This is a genomic window from Haladaptatus pallidirubidus, from assembly GCF_020700235.1.
Classification (GTDB): Archaea; Halobacteriota; Halobacteria; order Halobacteriales; family Haladaptataceae; genus Haladaptatus; species Haladaptatus pallidirubidus.
The window spans coordinates 158950-176386 of sequence record NZ_CP085302.1; the positions used below are offsets into that span (position 1 = coordinate 158950).

Below are 17437 nucleotides of genomic sequence, written 5' to 3' on the forward strand. Positions count from 1 at the left end.
GCCAATTGCTTCCTGTGAGTTACCCAAGTAGTTTTGTAGAATCGGGTTAAGCTAGCAGATAATGACTGACTTTCCCACTGAAAACAACGATACGGGCCTACCATCCCAGAAGGAACAGACCGACCACCAGGACACCACATTCCACGACATCCTTGATTATTTCTTCGCGGCCCTCACTAACCGACGAAGACGCTGCGTGCTCGCCTATCTTTCCACCGAATCGTCCGACAGTGCGACGATGCAAGAACTGGTTGAGGATATCGCAGCGCGAGAACACGGCAATAAGACTGATTCTCTTGACGAGATTGAAATCACGCTCTTCCACCATCATCTTCCGAAACTTGCTGATTCGGGACTCATCGAGTTTGACAAACAGAGTAAAACAATCCGCTATCGTGATGACCCGCAGGTAGAATCGCTGTTGACGTATCTCGAGAAATACTAGCCCGAATAAGCTAAACGCTTATCCTTCGTTTGATGCCGGTGATTATACGTTCTGTGGCGGAGTGATTCGAATCTCGCCGTCCCAGCTAATTGCTAGTTCGCACGATGCGAATTTGAAGGTGACATACACCCCATCGTGGTCGGGTGCGTTGCGTCTGGGTTTGTCAAACAAATCTTCGAGCGCATCCGGATCGATCACATCGTATAATGGGCCGAACTCCCGAGGGGGATCTCCCGTGACTGCTGACACTGATCGAATAATCGTGGTCGTTAAATTCTCGACATTCTCTGTGTCGTATTGAGCGTAATAGGTCTCCGTCTCTGGATCATATCCAACCCGGTCTTCTCGGAGCGTCTGTTCAAAATCGACTGGCCTATTCTCACTGGAAACGTCCTCAGTCATTAGCACTATTTAGAGAGGGATGTTACAAGGACTTTCTACACCAATACTGAAATAGAAGTCAAAAGAGCACCTAAATACTGAAATAGAGAAATTGCGTCACTCCTCGTCGAATGTCAGCGCGAAGACCTTCTGCTGGGCTGCTCGGAGATGCTGTGTGAACGTCGGTGGAGAAACGTCCAGCATGTCCGCAATCTCTTGGCCTGTGTTTTCCCGCGGTGATTCGAAAAATCCGCTCAAATATGCAAGCTTGAGTACACCCACTTGGCGATCTGTAAGTGGTTCTTTGATCGCCATCTGTACATCCTGGACTGTTTCGGGCGACCGGTCACACGAGCGACGAGACGTGAGCTGTACCGAGGAATAGGTTCGCTGGAGATCATCAATGTAGCATCGAACGTCAGCGGCAGACGGGAGATCCACGACTGCAACCGCAGTATTTCTATCAAAAATGAGCGTACGTACTGCTCCCTTCTGCGTAGCAAGCTGTGATACAATCGTCGAAGTAGACACGGTTGCCTTGTACATGCATGCTTCATCGTCCTCGGCAACACACGTTAGCGCTGTAATCTCAGAGAGATCTGCTCCTGCATTCTGAATCTCGTTGCCCGACGTCTGATCTCCGGTGAAAAATATGTGTGAAAAACCATTCTTAGCGGGAACGATTCCCTTGAATTGGAGTTTCACATCAGCATCCCGAGCGAGTCGTGCGAGCACCGTTCCTGGCGCCTGAAACTGGAGCGTGAGCTCAACGACACTGTCCGTCTGTGCAGTCTCTTGTTTCTGGGCGGCATGAATTGCGTGGGCAACCGTTCGACCAAGTTCATCTAAGACATGCTGATTGCGTTCATTCGGCTGTGGCTGCGCAATATAGACAGTGAGAACGCCATATAGCGTTTCTTCATAGAGCAGTGGAATACTGATGCAGGAACGGGCACCTTCCTCGAGAATAGCCTCTCGACACGAACCAATTCGTCTATCGGTGGCGATATCCGCAACGACCTGTGGATCTCGAGTGGCGACTGTGGCAGCTACGGGATTCTGGTTTGTCGCACTGTCGTCGATGGTGATCGTACGATCCTCAACAATCCTACTATTGATACCAGCCCACTGTCGTGGTTCAATTGTTTCTCTGATCGCATCAAATTCGCCAATCCATGCAAACTCGAAGAGATCAGAGTCCGCTAGTCGCTCACAGACTGACTGATCGATCTCGGTGACCGTGTCAGCCCGCACGAGTGCTTGATCGATTTGCCGAATGAGGGTGTTGAGCTGATCGAGACGTTCTAATTCTTGGTTTTGCCGTTTCAACTCCTGTTCGCCTTCGGCGCGATCCCACGCCGTTTTGACGGTCGCGGCGATCGTTTCCACTAGGCCGATCGTTTGCTCGTCGAACGTTCCGGCCCGCGTCGAACCAGCACAGATGACACCGTGTCGTCCCAACGGCACGAGTACCCGACTTCGCAGTAGTGAGCCCGACGCATTCTCGGGTGTATCGAGGTCGTTATCGATGTCAATATCGTCGCCGATGAAGGTCTGCCAAACTTGCTCGGAGAACTGGTCAGGCAGTCGAATTGCAACGGGATCTATCTCTGAGTTCGTGTGACAGGCATTCTCTTGAAGCTCCCCAGTTGTCTCGTCGTAGTGCCAGAGTGCGGCGCATTCGACATTGAGGATATCTAGAACGAGTTCAGCGACGCGGTCGCTGATCGCCTCCGTATCAGCGTTAATGAGTTCTTGGTTCGCGGCATTGAGCCGTTCGAGGGAGGCGTTGGTCTGTTGCAACCGCTTTTCGCTCTCCTGGAGTGCTTGTTCTGCTTGGGTGCGCTGAACTGCCGCCCAAGTACGCTCGGCTGTTTCCTCAATCATCGCGATTTCGGTGTCTGTCCACTCTCGAGAAGTCGACTGGTTGACAATGAAGTATGCGGTGAGACGACCGTCCTTAATGAGAGGAACACCTATCCACGCACAGATGTCCATTTGCAGGTACCTAGTCTGTTCTTCGTCACCCAGCTCCGAAACAGTTGAAAAATCGTTTATCACCAGAGTTTCACCGGCCTGAAACCCTTCAGTGATGTACTGGCCATACTCATCGAGATAGTGTTTGCCGACTAAAGACGGAACATTACCGCGGTAATAGTCGGCGTGAACCAGATTCGTGTTTCCGTCCTCCAGCACTTCGCCGTATAGGGCGCGATCAACGTCCAGTTGCTCCCCGATGACGCGTGCAGCCTCGTGCTGCATCTCGACGGGATCAGCTATTGGGCGGAGTTCATCAATGAGTGTGACGCGGAATGCATCTAGTTCCGCCTGCTTACGCCGTTCCTTTTCTTGGTGCTTGCGCTCAGTGATGTCGAGGAGGGCGCCGTTCATCCGAATTTGATTGCCATTCGCGTCGTACTCAACTTCGCCACGTGCCAGAACCCACCGTTCGTTGCCGTTCACGTTCCGTACTCGGTATTCGGCCTCGAACTCGTCGGTTTCGTTGACAGCCGCCTCAAGTGCCTGTTGCATCTGATCCTTATCATCTTGGTGAATCGACGCGATGTAGTCATCAAGAGATGTGCCCGCAGCTGCTGTCTCGGAGTCAATACCAAATGTTTCCGCAACGGTTGTGTCGGCAGTAACCAGATCAGTCTCTAAGTCCCACACCCAGATCCCGACAGAACCTGCGGTGGTTGCGACCTCCAGTTGCTCTTTGGCCTCCCGCAGCTCCTTTTCAACTTCTTTACGCTCGGTAACTTCAATTACGATGTTAAAGACCCCCCCAATAGAGCCATCCGCAACCGGAATTGGATTGAAAGAATAGTCGAACCAGGCGTTTTCCATCTCTTCTCCGCGATCAAGGGGCAAGCGCTTTTCTTGTTCCTTGGCAACACTCTTTTCATCCATAACACGTTCAAACATCGGTTCAATCGACCCCCATATCTCCGGAAACACCTCTCGAGCAGGTTGTCCCAGTGCGTCCGGATGTTTGTCACCGATTAGCTCTCGCCATGCATCGTTGTACAGGAGTGTGTGCTCACACCCCCAGTAAATGCCGATCGCCTCGTTCGCACTCAACATAATGTTGACCGCTATTTGCAACTGTTGGGGCCAGTCGTCCATTGAGCCGAGTGCTGTCTCAGACCAGTCCTTTTTTCGGATTCGTTTGGCCATCTCACTACCGGACTGGAGAGCGATCAGTGGTTCGTCCACGTCTGGTGGGGTTTCAGTGATCCAGTCCTGGTTCAGTTTGCAGTTTGCTCGCTGTTCAGGGTCACGCGGAGGTTGCCACCACACCCGCCCGCGAGCACCAACTTTCTTCGTTTTAAGCAATCCGTCGTTGACAAGCGCGTCTAATTTGTTGTAGATTGTTCGGTCAGTACAGTTGAATTCCTCTGCAACCTCTGTGGTGGTCAACGGTGTGCCGGGTGGACCGAAGGTATCGAATACTTCAAGAACAGTGGCAGGAGAGGGTGCGGACGAACTCATACGACTACGTAACCATGGACGTGCAAAAATATTCTGCCAACAGAAATCAGTTAATACTGATTTGAAGATCAGCGAGTGAGAAACAGAAAGAGATGAATTCATGTACACCCAGAGGGTGAAGACCACGGTAATCGAATGCAGCTTCAGCAAAAGACGCCAAACTAGATTCAGTATACTGCCCTAGCTCATGCTCAATATCCGACTCATGCTATCCAAGTGATGACAACACATTCGCTGCCGCACGAACCACCAACTCCCGACAAAACTCGACATCATACTCGTTCAATTCCTCGCTGGCCAACATCACCCGCTCTCGCGAGTCCTTCGCATCATCAACAACCACATACGATACGCTCTGACCGGGCGCACGCGCCAACCCCAAATCAGCTGCCCGCTCTAGCGCCGCCACACTCCGTGTCGATTGCGTGTACTCCTCCCGCTTTTTCGAAACCCGATTCGTGAACACCAACTCACTCGGATCAACGCCCCACGCTCCAGTCGATCAACCCATGACCGCAATTCCTCACAAACCACCTCTGGGTCACGATACGCATCCATCGCTCGAATTAATGCTTTCTGTGCATCGTCGATATACGAGGATGTACTCCGCTGACGATACTCGATGACCACCGCTCTGCAAGCGACAGATGCACTGTAACGCTCTTCGAACATTGGGGAAGAGTGGTCAACGAAGACACCGCAAGGAAAGCTCCTCAAGACGAGTGACAACCTCAGGTCACTCCTCTCCACAGCCACAGACGAACATCTTGCCTGGAAACTGGTGTACCAGGCTTGCCGCCGTGTCGAACAATTGTCGAAAGGCCGTCTCACCTTCTTTCAGCACGACAAACACGGCTGGATGCTCAAGCAACACCGGCCGTTCTCGTCCACACAGGCTACGACCACAGAAGTGACAGCATCGCCAGGGATCACGTAGGTATTCCCGTCAATACACCCACCCCGAGAGAGATACACATCTACCACGAACCAAAACACCACGACACGAACCACTGCAAGCAACTATCGTCTACTGTGAAGCACGTCTTGTTTTGGGTTGATTTGCGGTTGGAGTGAGGACGGTGATGCGTGAAATGGTTCTGACGACGGTGCCAGTTGCTTCTGCTCGCGAGTGAATACGGGTGAGACTCACTTGCTGTACTCCGAAATAAAACTCGCCAGTGTTAGTATTCAATACTAGCTTCGTGGTCTTCGAGAAATTATCGATCCTCAACTATCACAGATATTTGCGAGTTCAAAACATATATTGTGAAACAGCACGTAACACTACCAATGACCGAGTTCGATCCCACTCCCAACACAGATGCCGTCGATACTGTCCGACAGCGGTGGCGGGAAAACACCGACACATTCGGGCGTGTTTACGATACGATTCTTGGAGTCACGACACCGACCCCCTATGCTGAAGTCGCAGAGACCGCAGAGTGCTCACCAAACGCCGCGAAAAAGCATCTCGAACGACTCGTCGAAATGGGTATCGCCCGTACTGACAACGAGAGTCGTCCAGCCCGATACGAGCGCAACGAAGGCTATCTCGAATGGCAGGAAGCCAGTCGTATCGCGACCGACCTCACGGTCGACGAGATCATCAAACGAGTTCAGCAACTGGAAGCCCACCGTGAGGAGTTTGAGGACAGATTCGAAACAACAGACCCATCCTCGGTCGAGGTCTTTGCACAGGACGACTACAATGCGATTCACGAACGAATGGAGGCGGTGAGCGAGTGGCATGCTGCTGAGCGAGATATTCGTCTCTACGAACTCGCCCGACAGCTGGCACAGAATGATGGCCATCTCGTACCAACATGAGTCCACCACCAACTGATAACGGTGGTGAGACAACAGGACCGCCAGATCGGCAGACGCTCCGGCTTCTAGAACGGATTCTGACCGACGAGCCGACCGTCGCAGCGACAGAGTTCACGCCAGATAGCTACGAACCACGATTACTTCGTTCACTACTCGATCCAGGTCGCTATCCGTCGACGGTCGACGCTGCTCGGCTGGATATTCGGTGGTTCACAACGGGTGACTTCTCGATCCACTACATCGAAACACACGATAACAAACACTGGGAATGTCGGTGGGATCGCCATCCCAACTCGCATAACGAGCGCCTCCACTTTCATCAGCCGCCAGACGGAGACGACGTTGAGGCTCTTTCACTCGAATCAGTGCATCCGTTAGATGTGCTCTCGACGGTACTTGCTGCCATCGAACAGCGTGTCACTCAGCAGTGGGAAGCGCAGTCGCAAGGGTGACTAAGCAAAAGGCAACCCCAATCGAAGAACTAGAAACGTCTACATCCGCAGCACAGGCCCATCAGGAGGCGATCACTCGCAAGACACAGGCCTGTAATGAACGCATCGACGAACTCCAAGCCCGGGAGTTCGAGAAAGGTGCCCACCTCCTCACCGACAACGTTGACGCTGACCGTATCTTCGTCGAAGGGAACAAACTCGAACGGATCACGAAAGACGACGGCAACACCTACTTCCGACTCCCTGGCGAGGAAGATGCGCTCGGTCGCGGTGGTGCAGTCGCCCATTCGACGGCTGATCTCCTGCCAATACAGCGGCTTGCTCGCTATGACGACGAAATGCTTGCGTCTGTGACGAATCGTAAGCCCGACGAACTCGCGGGGAAGGTGTGGGGCGAACGCGATGAGGCCGGTCGCTATTCACTCTGGTGGAGGGGCAGTGACGAGATCCGTGCCTATCTTGATGCCTCAGACCTTGCCGAGTGGATTCGGCTGAAAGAGTCTGGTGTGAGCAAGAAGTACAGCCAGGAACTTGCTCGCCGGACCATGGACGCAATGCATGAACTCTCGAATAGGCGCCTCGGGAAAATCAAACGCCAGCGATCAAAGAACGGATTGTGCTACCAGGAGACGCGGCTCGTCTTGAAAGCGGACGTCGAGCTTCCAGGAGAGGTCACGAGCAACGACACAGACGACAGTCCGACCACAGACGAGGTTGCTGGAGAGTAGCGTGGTCGGGATGAACTCACGCCCGAGAGGGACAACGAATCTAACACGAACCCCTACTCGAACGCAGTTGTGGACGTCCCGAATTGACACAGTTCGGGACAGACGCCGTACGGCTACTCGTAAGTACGGTAGTTGTATCGGCATCTATCGGCTAGAAGCCAGCGGGAGGGGGAGAGCTGGTACCGGCCACCGCGTCTATAGTCGGAACTGCGTGACCGGAGAATGAGCTAGCTTCAGCGGAAGTAGAGTACTGCAGGCGGTTCATAGCGTTCTTTGTGTTGGTTGTGCGGTTATCCCTACTGTTTGATGCTCCAAGTTCTTCGTCCATCATAGCAGAACAGCCAATGCATTCCCTGGTTTTCAGTACTGCCAATGAAAATAGATATCACTCTCTGGGAGCAGGCGTATACGTTGAACCAATACAGACTGTAAGTACTTGCGGATGAGTACGCAATAGCAGTTCGTCATGTGTCTGCTGTTCGCCATCGATACTGAACCGGATCGGCTCACGGTCTAACCGTCGGACCTCTACTTGATGCGCCTTTAGGTGATGCACATGCTCGGTGTCTTCACCGAGCAATCGATGACTCATTGCTTCGGCAGCGATATCGGTGGGTGGCATCTGCTCAATGATCACAACTTCAAAGAGACCATCTTCGACATTTGCCTGGCCTCCCTCTTTTGCAAAACGGCGGGTGTTCCCAATAAGGACGCACAACGCGTCTCCCGACCATGTCGCTTCTTTCTCATCCAAGACCGCCGTGAGGTTGAGATGGAGGCTCTCAAATTCTGTCGCTTCCCGAATGCCCGCAATAATAAATCCAAGCGAGCCAAAGCGCTCTTTCAATTCACTAGAGGTTGCTAAACTGGCTTCGGCAGTCAGACCAGCAATACACGACAGCACGAATGGTTCATCGTCGGCGAAACCAATATCGATAGAACGTCTCTTTCCTGTTTTGAGAACTTCGAACCCTTGTTCGAGATTTGTAATACCAATATTCGTCGCGAAGATATTTTTCGTTCCGACCGGGAGTACCCCAAGTGTGACTGAGTCAAGGGCATCTACTTCAGCGAGCCCTTGAACCACCTCATGAAGAGTTCCATCGCCTCCAGCAACAGCTAGCACCTCAACACCGTTTCCAACAGCTTCTTTTGTGAGAGAAACCGCATGACCTTCATGTTTTGTCTCGCGGATTGTATACCCGTGTTGTGCTCCCCGTTGTCGAATTGTATCGCGATGATCGGCTGTACCACTAGTGGGATTGAGAATAAGCCAGTGGTTAGTTGCGTTCAAGCATAGTGTGTCACTCGTCTCCTGGTCGTTTCCTGTCATTAGTGTCTGTTTTTATAGAACATCCTTGTGAATGGGTTCTCACGATCGGCGTGCGTACGCGAGGCGATTACAACAAGTCGAGACTTGATTGTTGGCATTGGGTGAGATAAAAACCCACTTATAGATGTACTTAAAGCACGCAGTTTGTAACGGGGTAGGAACGTGAACAGAGCAACCATCGAAGAGCAATTCGACCACAATGTTTTTGCATATTCTGCAAACACTTGTGAAGTATGCAAACACAGTCGGGAGTAATCCTCGATTTCCCGTTTCCAGAGGAGCGAGTATTCCGGTATCAAGCGATGCAGGACATTCTCCATCATCTCGTAAATGAACCTCACCAGGGCTTCACTCAGAAGGAACTCGCAGAGATAACAGAGACAGATATTTCAACGATTTCTCGGTCAGTCGATCTGCTCGATCAGTTGGGCGTCGTTACACAAGATACCGGCCGTCCTGCTCAGATCCAGATTGATCACGACCATCTTCAAAAACCGGATCCACTTCTCTCAGTCTCTCAGAGTGAGTTCCGGAAACCGATCGAAGCATTTCTTACCGAGTTACAGCAGCAGGTTACTGAATCAGATGACATTGAAACCCTCGTCGGTGTCATCCTTTTCGGCAGTGTTGCCCGCGGGACAGCCGACCGAAGCAGTGACATTGACCTCTTAGTCATTATTGACGGAAATCACACCTACGGACGACGGATTGCAAGCCAGATAGCACGCAGCCTCGAAGAGCAATCGTTCGCTGGTGATCGATATGAGTTCGAGGTACTTGTCGAAACACCGGAAAGCGCAACACAGTATGGCGCAAAACTTCGGGAGATCTTTGATGAAGGCCTCATATTGCACCAAAGTGAGGACTTTCGACATGTTCGAGCGGCGGTGTATGCTGATGAATCGGAGGAGATCTAACACATGCCGATTGAACTCGACGACATCGAACCATTGCTCACCGAGGCCGAAGAAGCGTTCCGGTGGGGAGGTCAGCAACCAGAAGACGGACTCGACATTTCTGATGCAGGTCTCATCCAGCTTCGCAAAGCATGTCGATCTCTCTCGGGTGCCTATCGACTGCTGTCGGATGGGTACTACACACTGACGATCGAAGCAGCATTCACATCGATCGAGAAGACGCTTCTCTTCTGGCTAATTCATGAAGGGCATCACGACCCTTCGAATCCACCGCAATCACATACAACCGCAATCCAGCGGAGCGCAGAAGTTGGATTTATCAGCGACGAAATTGCCACTCGATTGGTTGATCTCTGGCGAATGAATCGAGCGCAAACGTACTACCAGGATGGGCTGGCGACACAAGAACGAGCAACAGCGCTTCTCAAATTAGCAACCCACACACACAGCTATATTATTGACCTCGTCCGAGTTCGCCACGAGTGTGTCTGTGAGTGAGCTATCTGAAGTTCTAACCGCGGTCGGCGGGCATCATATCATCACGTTTGGGCATCCCGATTTAGCCGGGTGGAAGTGCGCCTACGAAGCGAACGCAGAACGAAACGGAGGGCGCTGATTAGAGCGTTGTAATCACGGGGTTCGTAGAACCCCCTCTCGAACCAAGCCACCACACGAGATTCACATCGCTTTGCCGGTGAAACACGGTGGTAACGGTTGTACGGTTACGGTGGAGTGCGTCTATTTCTGCGAAATGGAGGGGGTCGCATTTGCGATCCCCCTCTATTACAACGTTGTAACTGACGTCCTCCGTTGGCACCGAACGATGACAATGTGGTCAAAGAAGTATCGAGACGTGATCTGTGGCTATAAAGCGACTCTCGCTATCGATTGTATTGAAATCACCTATACAATCAGCTGCCGTTTTTTGTAGCCGTTCGCGACTGCTCTGGATAGTCAAAGCCGACAACAGTTCCGATGATAAATTAGAACTCACTAACAAACATCGAAATTGAACCCTGAGAAGACCGAACGAGTATAGTAATGACCGACTGTATTGATGATCGCCACCAGTAGAATCATCGGGACGGTCAATCAAGATACCAGAGACGAGATTCGAGAGTTCCTCCAGAAACATGAACAGATTTGATCTGATAAAATGATGTCGACAATCAGTTTCCACACCAACGAAACACGAGATCGAAGTGCATCTTCTTCTCTCCAAAAGATAGTACGAAAGAGGCTGCTTTGATGACTGATTCCACACCCGACGAATCAACTATCAAGACTGACATCGTCATCGTTGGCGCAGGACCAGCCGGGTGTGTCCTCAGCTATCTACTCGCGCGAAGTGGAGTCGAGACTGTCTTGCTCGAACGTCAGCGGAGTCTTGAGCGCGAGTTCCGTGGCTTTCTGTTCCAACCACTGGTATTGCGTGTGTTCGACCAAATGGGTGTGTTGGATCGCGTTCTCACACTGGAGCATACCAAAGTCCACGATATCGCAGTTGACGTCTATGATCGATCCTATCCGATTATGTCTCTCAAGGCAGCACCTGGTCCGTACAATTACGCGCTGTTAATGGAGCAACCACCGTTGCTTCAGGCGCTTATCGATGAGGTGTCACAGTTCAACTCGTTTACCTATTACAATGGAATGACAGCATCGGATCTGCTCCGTGAAGAGAATCAAGTCGTCGGCGTTGAAGCTACCGATCGGGAACATGACGAATCAATTAAAATTCATAGCCGTCTCGTCGTTGGTGCTGACGGCCGATATTCGACGGTTCGGAACGCGGCTGGCATCGACCCCGGACTGTTCGAGTCAACCCTCGAACTACTCTGGTTCAAACTCCCTGCGACGGCTATTGACGACCCGGTGTTGGCGAAAGTCGGCTCCGCCGGTGCACTGCTCTCCTTCGGGCTCGGGAGGGACGAGGCACAACTAGGCTGGCCTATTGAGAAGGGGTCATACCCTCAAGTAAGAGACCAAGGTATCGAGCGGTTACACGAACAACTTGTCGCCATCGATCCGAGTCTTGCCACTGTCCTTCCAGAACATCTCACTGACTTCCAGCAGTGTTCGCTGCTGCACATCGAACCAGGTATCAGCGACGAATGGAGACGTGATGGACTATTGCTCGTCGGTGATGCCGCCCACGTTGCATCCCCCGTGGGTGGCCAAGGGAATGGAATGGCGATCCAGGATGCAGTGATCGCCCATTCGGTGATCATGACCGCACTGAATCAGACTACGGGGTCGCTCCCTGCCGAAACACTCAGAAAGTACGAATCTATCCGACGACCGGCGGTTGAAAAGGTTGTGCAATTCCAGCGGCGAGCCGAGCGGCCGTTCTCCACATTCGTCAAATACGGCGACGTCGTCCCAGACGGGGCGAAACGCCCGCTGCTGCGGTCGCTCTTCTGGCTCATCTCCCGAACGCCGCTCCCGAAACGGGCACGAGACACATTCATGTGGGGTCCAGCGCCAGTCAGTGTCGATACGAGCTATTTGATGGAGGTTCCGCGAGAGGACTGAAGACAATCAACACTGACCACGACAAAGGTATCCTGACAGTCGTCATGCTTTCCAAAACACCAAACTAAGGATCTTCCGCAAACCAACAGCGATTCCTCTCGTTCGTTTCGCTTCAACCAACGTCCCGGTACCACGCTGTCTCGTTGTAATCATATGCCATCGTCAACCGAATGATGCCAAACTAGACTCGGTATACTGCCCTAACTCCTGCTCAATATCTGATTCACGCCATCCCAACGGCGACACCACACTCGCTGCCGTACGAACCAACAACTCCCGATAAAACCCAGCATCGTACTCACTCAGTCCCTCATTTGCCAACCTCACTTGCTCCCGCGATTTCTTCGAATCATCAACTACCACATACGACACACCCTGACCAGGCGCACGTCCCAATCCCAATTCAGCCGCCCGTTCCAACGCCCCCACACTCCGCGTGGACTGCGTGTAATCCCCCCGCTTCTTCGAAACTCGATTTGTGATTACCAACTCACTCGGATCGACCGCCTCACGTTCAAGCCGATCAACCCACGGCTGCAATTCCTCACAAACAACTTCTGGATCACGATGCTCATCCACTGCTCGAATCAAGCTGTTGCTCGGGGGTGCCATGTGCTGCTTGATGATAAACAGCATCCTCGCGGTCTTCGATAGATTTGACGACAAGAGCCGTTTTCCCCATCCGTCGACGACCGTATATCACACTCAAATTTGGAAATTTACTATTGTAGAGCTTCGTGAGTCGATCGAGCTCTGTTGTTCTGTTAACGAATGGTAGCATTGTTCGTCAATAGATTCGAGGGCAACATAAAGAGACCAATAAGGTAGCTAAAACTACGTTAGATGACGTCATCAATTTCGAATTGCCAAGTGCCGAGACGTCAAGTACCGATGAATCAATAGCAGCCATGTCGATATAGATCAATAATGTATACCACCATCATTAGCCCAGGTTAAACGAGAAAAAAGAGCGATCATTCAATAATCGGTCAGCCGGAGCTTTCCCTCAACCTCATAAAGATGGCCCTTCATGTAGAGTCGTTCGATGATATCCTCGGCAGCGGGCTGCTCAAGCCCCTCCTGTTCTTCGAGGATCGCGTACGCTTGCTCGTACGTGAGCTCTCCCTCGTCCGGGAGTGCGCGTGCGAGTGCATCGAGCGACTCTTGCGCAAGTGGGGAGAGTGGTGATTTCCCATTTGGAACCATTCGTACTCTCAAATTCGACCACCTCACGGGTAAACCCTCGGTCAGGTCTATTCGTGCCACTAGTTAGTTCATTGTGAGAAGGGGAATGAGCACGCGATATGGGGGAGGATGGGTTTTGGGATGAACACAAGGCCCCCACATCACTTACTGGGATACGCTCACTGCATTCCATTCTTTGGACGCCATGGATAAAGTCTTCAGCCAACCAGAGCGGAAGTGAAACTGAATACACAGAGGGGATTCACGGCCCCGACGTTTCTCACCAACCACGCCGATCCGAGAGCACATCTGCCAAGGCGAATATTCTTGAGTTAGTATTCTATACAAACCACTAATGCCCAATAACATCAAACGCTCCGGCGATGGCCTTGCTCTCTAGGTCACAATGCCCGCTCGAGCCGCTGGACTCGTTGAAGAGACCGACGAACCCACCCGTCTTGTAGATATCCGCGTGTTTCCCTTCGACGGTCTCCTCCTCGTCATCGACCTCGACCGAATCACTGATGAAAATATCGTCGAGCTCGCAACGTCAGCCGCGCTTGACACTGTCTTGATCCATCGTGTCGCAAACGCTTCCCTCCAAACCGCAGGCAATGGCTATCAGATCCAACTGCCGGGTGCTGCAGACGCTGGATTTCACGTTGGTGATCGAGCGCCTTGTACGCCAGCACCGAATCTGCTCGTGATTGCAGCGGAGGGATCTGAGCGAATCGCGGCGAATATGGCGACGATTCGGCGTGAGCAAGTGTGAAATCGTCCGCTCTTGGTTGGTATTATATACTAAGGAATAGACGGATCCAGCCGGTCAATCGAATTGACAATGGTGGCCGATCTCGAGAAAACACCCCGCATCGAATTACGAATGAAACTAGTTCCATGAAAAGAAGAGGATTCAAAGAATAGAGGGGATGATGTGAATATTCAAAGAAAATGCCGAATTTCGTAGCAGTTACGCCACCCGATACCGTCTCTTCCAAGTATATAAAGAGACACCCCCCACTACTTCCAGCATATGTCTGACGCACGTCAGACCTTCGTTTCCAACCCAACCATCTATTCCAAGTTTTAAGTTAGGCACCCCCCACCGTTTCCAGCTTCCGACTAAATAGCCAGGCATTCCACCATTTCGAACCTTTCCAAGACTTCAAGGTATATAAAGAAGACACCCCACCGTTTCCAACTCATTCACCGAGCGTCATTTGTCTATTCGCCTGTTCACGGAGATTATCTAAGTCGTTAATTTCACCGTCCTCTTCTTGTTCGAGCGCATCAATCACGGTTTCGAGTGGCGTGTCGAGCTTGTATTTATTTGGTCGGCCTCGACCGCGCTGATCTCGATTCACGTTTTTCAGTATCCCGTTATCACACATCTCAAGTAAGTGTTCGTGCGCTCCACGTCGAGTAAGGGGGTCACGACCGAATTCCTGAGCCACCGTTTTGTAGTACTCGTAGATGTCCCTCGTTTGTGCGGGCGTCTTTCCTTGGGCAGCGAGATTCGTTACAGCAAGCAAGACGTACTTTCGATGGGTGGTGAGCTTTCGAATACCAGTAGTTACCAGTTTTCGCTCGATAATCTCCTCAGCGTCACGGACGTGCTGCTCTTCGATACAATCGAGATCATCCGATTCTACGGCTTCGTTCTCTGCCAGTTCGGCTGCTTTACGCAGCAGTCGAATTGCTTGACGAGCAGACCCGCGATCACGAGATGCCAATGCTGCACACAGTTCGATAACCCCTGTCTCAGTCGTGTCCTCATAGAACGCTTGCTCGGCCCGGCGGGACAGAATCGAGATAAGATCGCTCTGTTCGTACGCGGGAAAGTGAAGCTCGGTTTCACAGAGCGTGTCCTTCACCCGAGCAGGAAGGTCATCTCTGAAATTGAAGTCGTTGCTGATGCCGATAATACAGAGTTCAGCCTCGAGTTTGTGCATTGTTTGCGCCCGAGTGAGCTGATAGAGGAGTTCGCTATCGCTGCCAAGCGTATTCACTTCGTCCAGCACGAGGATGATGTTGTCTGCAGCCTCATTGAGGTCATCGAAGAGTTCGTCGTAGACTTGTTCAGCAGGATAACCGGTCTTACTTAATTCGGGTTTATTGAGGTTGAGTGTCGTAAGTGGATATTCAGGATTGCGTGCCTCATTAATGAGTTCGATCGTCGACTGATACGATGTGTTTGCTGACGAGCAATTAACCTCGAGCAGATCAACGTCAATATCCTGATCCTCGGCAGTTTCTCGCAGATCGGGGAGGAGTGTCCGTGTCGCGACGGTCTTACCAACGCCAGAGTGCCCATACAGAAAGATATTATCGAGATCCCAACCCTTCAACAGTGGTCGAAGGAGTTTCACATACTCTTCGAGTTCTTCATCTCGTTCTTCCAGTTTCTTGGGTTTGTATTCCGGTTTCAGGACGCTTCGATCCTTAATAATGTATTCATCGAGAAATCCATCATCGTCAAAGTATCCCATGTGAGTTTTACTCACGGGAAGACGTAATAAAACCACCGCTTCCAACGTTTCCACCCCACACCACCACTTCCAACCCGTCCTCTACTTATAAAACACACTCCCCCCACTATTTCCAACTTCACCTTGAGAACAAACGGAGCTGTTTGATATTGAATGTATAAGAGGGCAAAGATTTATGTTTATTAAAAATAAACTATACCCGTACTGGGATCAAAATAGACGTTAGTGTAGCCACCGACTGTTGTTTGGGTTATAGCTCTCGCGGTCTCGTTGGATGTTGGTACTCGTTCTTTGCTGAAGTTGGAAGTAGTGGGGTGGGAGGGGATTATAAAAGATCCCGTGGTTGGAAACACTGGTACGGTTGGGGGTTCTTCACTTTGTGAGACCGGAATTCGACTTGAAATGGTGGTGGGATCCATACCATAGATTGCATTTTCCGAGATAACCGACGGGAGCCTGCGGTACTGCTCATACGTGAGCTCTCCTTGTTCGAGGTGTGGATATTGTGAGTTAGGATAGTATACTAATATCGGATTGCAGTATAATCATTGTCGGCAAAATACATACGATGGAGATGTGCGCTTGAATTGTATGACACTGAATGTGATTTAACAAGACATGCTTCCTGCACCTCCCCTAAACAGAGATACAGAACAAGAACCACATGAAAGTCCCATCTTCAACGGAATGAACGGACGGTAGCCTCGAGCGACTATGGACTGATAGTTAATAGCCTATACAACTCCCGTAGCGATATCACAACGAAAGAGAACTGATCAGATGGCTTTTCTCGAGTTGGAATATAATACTAATTAAATATCAATTTTATGATCGACCGACTATCCACTCGACGCAACAAATGGGAGGGAGAGAGCACTGGGAACAATGCTTTCGATTTTTGAGCTCCCCCCTAATGGTCGTCCAACCCTGAAGTCAGATAACATCCTCTAAAACCCCATTGTAATCAAAGTTACTAGTGGAATACGGATTAATTTGTAACATTTATGTTAAAACTTTTCCGGGTATGGTCTGGTATATCGCGCTCCAGTTGATAGAGGGGAAGCACTAGAAACGCCATTCTCTCTGTGGTCTTCATGTTCAAAGAACGACTTTCACGAAAACTTATCCCCGCCTCACAAAACCTATAATGATTGATATCGGATGTTAGAACTGGAATTGACAGTTGATCTTTCCACGGAAACCATTCATATCTATTTCTCGACGCTAAAAGGTCACGGGTTTGTCAGTCGCATGTCAGACCCCACCGTTTCCACTAATATGATTACATGACTCGACGAGCAATTTGAGGTTAGCACTCTCCCCCCACTGTTTCCAGTAAAACACGGAAGAAGCCGGAATCAATTTTTGCTATAAATAATTTCACGAGTGTATCTACTCTAGTAACTGGTTTTTCCGAGGCTACGGGGTAACTAGAAGACAAGGGATATAAAACTTTCCATTAATTTAGTGTTTTCTCAAAGAAGACAGACGCTTCTGGAACACTTTACTGGAAATAGTGGGGAGGGGGTGTTCCGAGTATCTTCACAATTTCACCTACTCGCCTGCTTTCGATTTCTTTTTCTCGGTTAATTAGTGGAAACGGTGGGGTGTGTCCCACTTATAAATAACCATTTACTGGAAATACTGGAACAA

At 50.9% G+C, this 17437-nt stretch carries 17 protein-coding genes; 9 read left to right on the forward strand and 8 right to left on the reverse strand.

All coding sequences use genetic code 11. The annotated features are described in order from the left end of the window. Nucleotides 1–61: 61 nt before the first annotated feature. Nucleotides 62–445: an ArsR/SmtB family transcription factor gene (locus LIX15_RS21615; protein WP_227777420.1), complete on the forward strand. Its 384-nt coding sequence runs from the start codon at nucleotides 62–64 to the stop codon at nucleotides 443–445. Between the two features lie 42 nt (nucleotides 446–487). Here LIX15_RS21615 and LIX15_RS21620 read toward each other — a convergent pair whose 3' ends face one another. The 3 genes from LIX15_RS21620 to LIX15_RS21630 all read right to left on the reverse strand — a co-directional run bounded on the left by LIX15_RS21620 (nucleotide 488) and on the right by LIX15_RS21630 (nucleotide 4784). Further along, nucleotides 488–847 (reverse strand): HalOD1 output domain-containing protein, encoded by a 360-nt coding sequence (locus tag LIX15_RS21620; protein ID WP_227777421.1) that lies wholly within the window; start codon nucleotides 845–847, stop codon nucleotides 488–490. A 96-nt stretch (nucleotides 848–943) separates the two neighbouring features. After that, nucleotides 944–4318 (reverse strand): bacterio-opsin activator domain-containing protein, encoded by a 3375-nt coding sequence (locus LIX15_RS21625; RefSeq protein ID WP_227777422.1) that lies wholly within the window; start codon nucleotides 4316–4318, stop codon nucleotides 944–946. Nucleotides 4319–4526: 208 nt separating this feature from the next. Next, nucleotides 4527–4784, reverse strand: a complete 258-nt coding sequence (locus tag LIX15_RS21630; RefSeq protein WP_227777423.1) for a hypothetical protein — start codon at nucleotides 4782–4784, stop codon at nucleotides 4527–4529. 824 nt (nucleotides 4785–5608) lie between these two features. On the opposite strand from LIX15_RS21630, the gene LIX15_RS21635 reads away from it, so the two are divergent. The 3 genes from LIX15_RS21635 to LIX15_RS21645 are packed head-to-tail and all read left to right on the forward strand — an operon-like array spanning nucleotide 5609 to nucleotide 7325. Continuing rightward, nucleotides 5609–6145, forward strand: coding sequence for a DUF7342 family protein (locus tag LIX15_RS21635; protein ID WP_227777424.1), 537 nt, complete (start codon nucleotides 5609–5611; stop codon nucleotides 6143–6145). After that, a complete protein-coding gene (locus LIX15_RS21640; RefSeq protein ID WP_227777425.1) occupies nucleotides 6142–6597 on the forward strand; it encodes a toxin-antitoxin system TumE family protein in 456 nt (151 codons plus the stop codon). The genes LIX15_RS21635 and LIX15_RS21640 overlap by 4 nt, the downstream gene beginning before the upstream one ends. Further along, the gene (locus tag LIX15_RS21645; protein WP_227777426.1) at nucleotides 6594–7325 is read left to right on the forward strand and encodes a DUF8008 family protein; all 732 of its coding nucleotides are present in this window, start codon (nucleotides 6594–6596) and stop codon (nucleotides 7323–7325) included. Before LIX15_RS21640 ends, LIX15_RS21645 begins: the two co-directional genes overlap by 4 nt. Before the next feature lie 385 nt (nucleotides 7326–7710). Here LIX15_RS21645 and LIX15_RS21650 read toward each other — a convergent pair whose 3' ends face one another. After that, entirely contained in the window at nucleotides 7711–8658 is a 948-nt protein-coding gene (locus LIX15_RS21650) for a diacylglycerol/lipid kinase family protein (protein ID WP_227777427.1), read from the reverse strand. A gap of 233 nt (nucleotides 8659–8891) precedes the next feature. On the opposite strand from LIX15_RS21650, the gene LIX15_RS21655 reads away from it, so the two are divergent. The 4 genes from LIX15_RS21655 to LIX15_RS21665 all read left to right on the forward strand — a co-directional run bounded on the left by LIX15_RS21655 (nucleotide 8892) and on the right by LIX15_RS21665 (nucleotide 12110). After that, entirely contained in the window at nucleotides 8892–9575 is a 684-nt protein-coding gene (locus LIX15_RS21655) for a nucleotidyltransferase domain-containing protein (protein WP_227777428.1), read from the forward strand. A 3-nt stretch (nucleotides 9576–9578) separates the two neighbouring features. Continuing rightward, nucleotides 9579–10073, forward strand: coding sequence for a DUF8154 family protein (locus LIX15_RS21660; RefSeq protein ID WP_227777429.1), 495 nt, complete (start codon nucleotides 9579–9581; stop codon nucleotides 10071–10073). After that, a complete protein-coding gene (locus LIX15_RS32910; RefSeq protein ID WP_265338440.1) occupies nucleotides 10066–10191 on the forward strand; it encodes a hypothetical protein in 126 nt (41 codons plus the stop codon). Before LIX15_RS21660 ends, LIX15_RS32910 begins: the two co-directional genes overlap by 8 nt. A 632-nt stretch (nucleotides 10192–10823) precedes the next feature. Beyond that, nucleotides 10824–12110, forward strand: coding sequence for an FAD-dependent monooxygenase (locus LIX15_RS21665; RefSeq protein ID WP_227777430.1), 1287 nt, complete (start codon nucleotides 10824–10826; stop codon nucleotides 12108–12110). Nucleotides 12111–12272: 162 nt separating this feature from the next. On the opposite strand, the gene LIX15_RS21670 is transcribed toward LIX15_RS21665, so the two are convergent. The 3 genes from LIX15_RS21670 to LIX15_RS21680 form a co-directional block, all read right to left on the reverse strand. Beyond that, entirely contained in the window at nucleotides 12273–12746 is a 474-nt protein-coding gene (locus LIX15_RS21670; RefSeq protein WP_227777549.1) for a hypothetical protein, read from the reverse strand. Further along, on the reverse strand, nucleotides 12682–12891 hold the full coding sequence (locus LIX15_RS21675; protein ID WP_227777431.1) for an ATP-binding protein: 210 nt from the start codon (nucleotides 12889–12891) through the stop codon (nucleotides 12682–12684). The genes LIX15_RS21670 and LIX15_RS21675 overlap by 65 nt, the downstream gene beginning before the upstream one ends. A gap of 197 nt (nucleotides 12892–13088) precedes the next feature. Continuing rightward, nucleotides 13089–13316, reverse strand: a complete 228-nt coding sequence (locus tag LIX15_RS21680) for a hypothetical protein (protein ID WP_227777432.1) — start codon at nucleotides 13314–13316, stop codon at nucleotides 13089–13091. A 385-nt stretch (nucleotides 13317–13701) separates the two neighbouring features. On the opposite strand from LIX15_RS21680, the gene LIX15_RS21685 reads away from it, so the two are divergent. After that, nucleotides 13702–14067 (forward strand): hypothetical protein, encoded by a 366-nt coding sequence (locus tag LIX15_RS21685; RefSeq protein ID WP_227777433.1) that lies wholly within the window; start codon nucleotides 13702–13704, stop codon nucleotides 14065–14067. Between the two features lie 430 nt (nucleotides 14068–14497). On the opposite strand, the gene LIX15_RS21690 is transcribed toward LIX15_RS21685, so the two are convergent. After that, nucleotides 14498–15784 (reverse strand): Cdc6/Cdc18 family protein, encoded by a 1287-nt coding sequence (locus tag LIX15_RS21690; RefSeq protein ID WP_227777434.1) that lies wholly within the window; start codon nucleotides 15782–15784, stop codon nucleotides 14498–14500. Between the last annotated feature and the right edge of the window lie 1653 nt (nucleotides 15785–17437).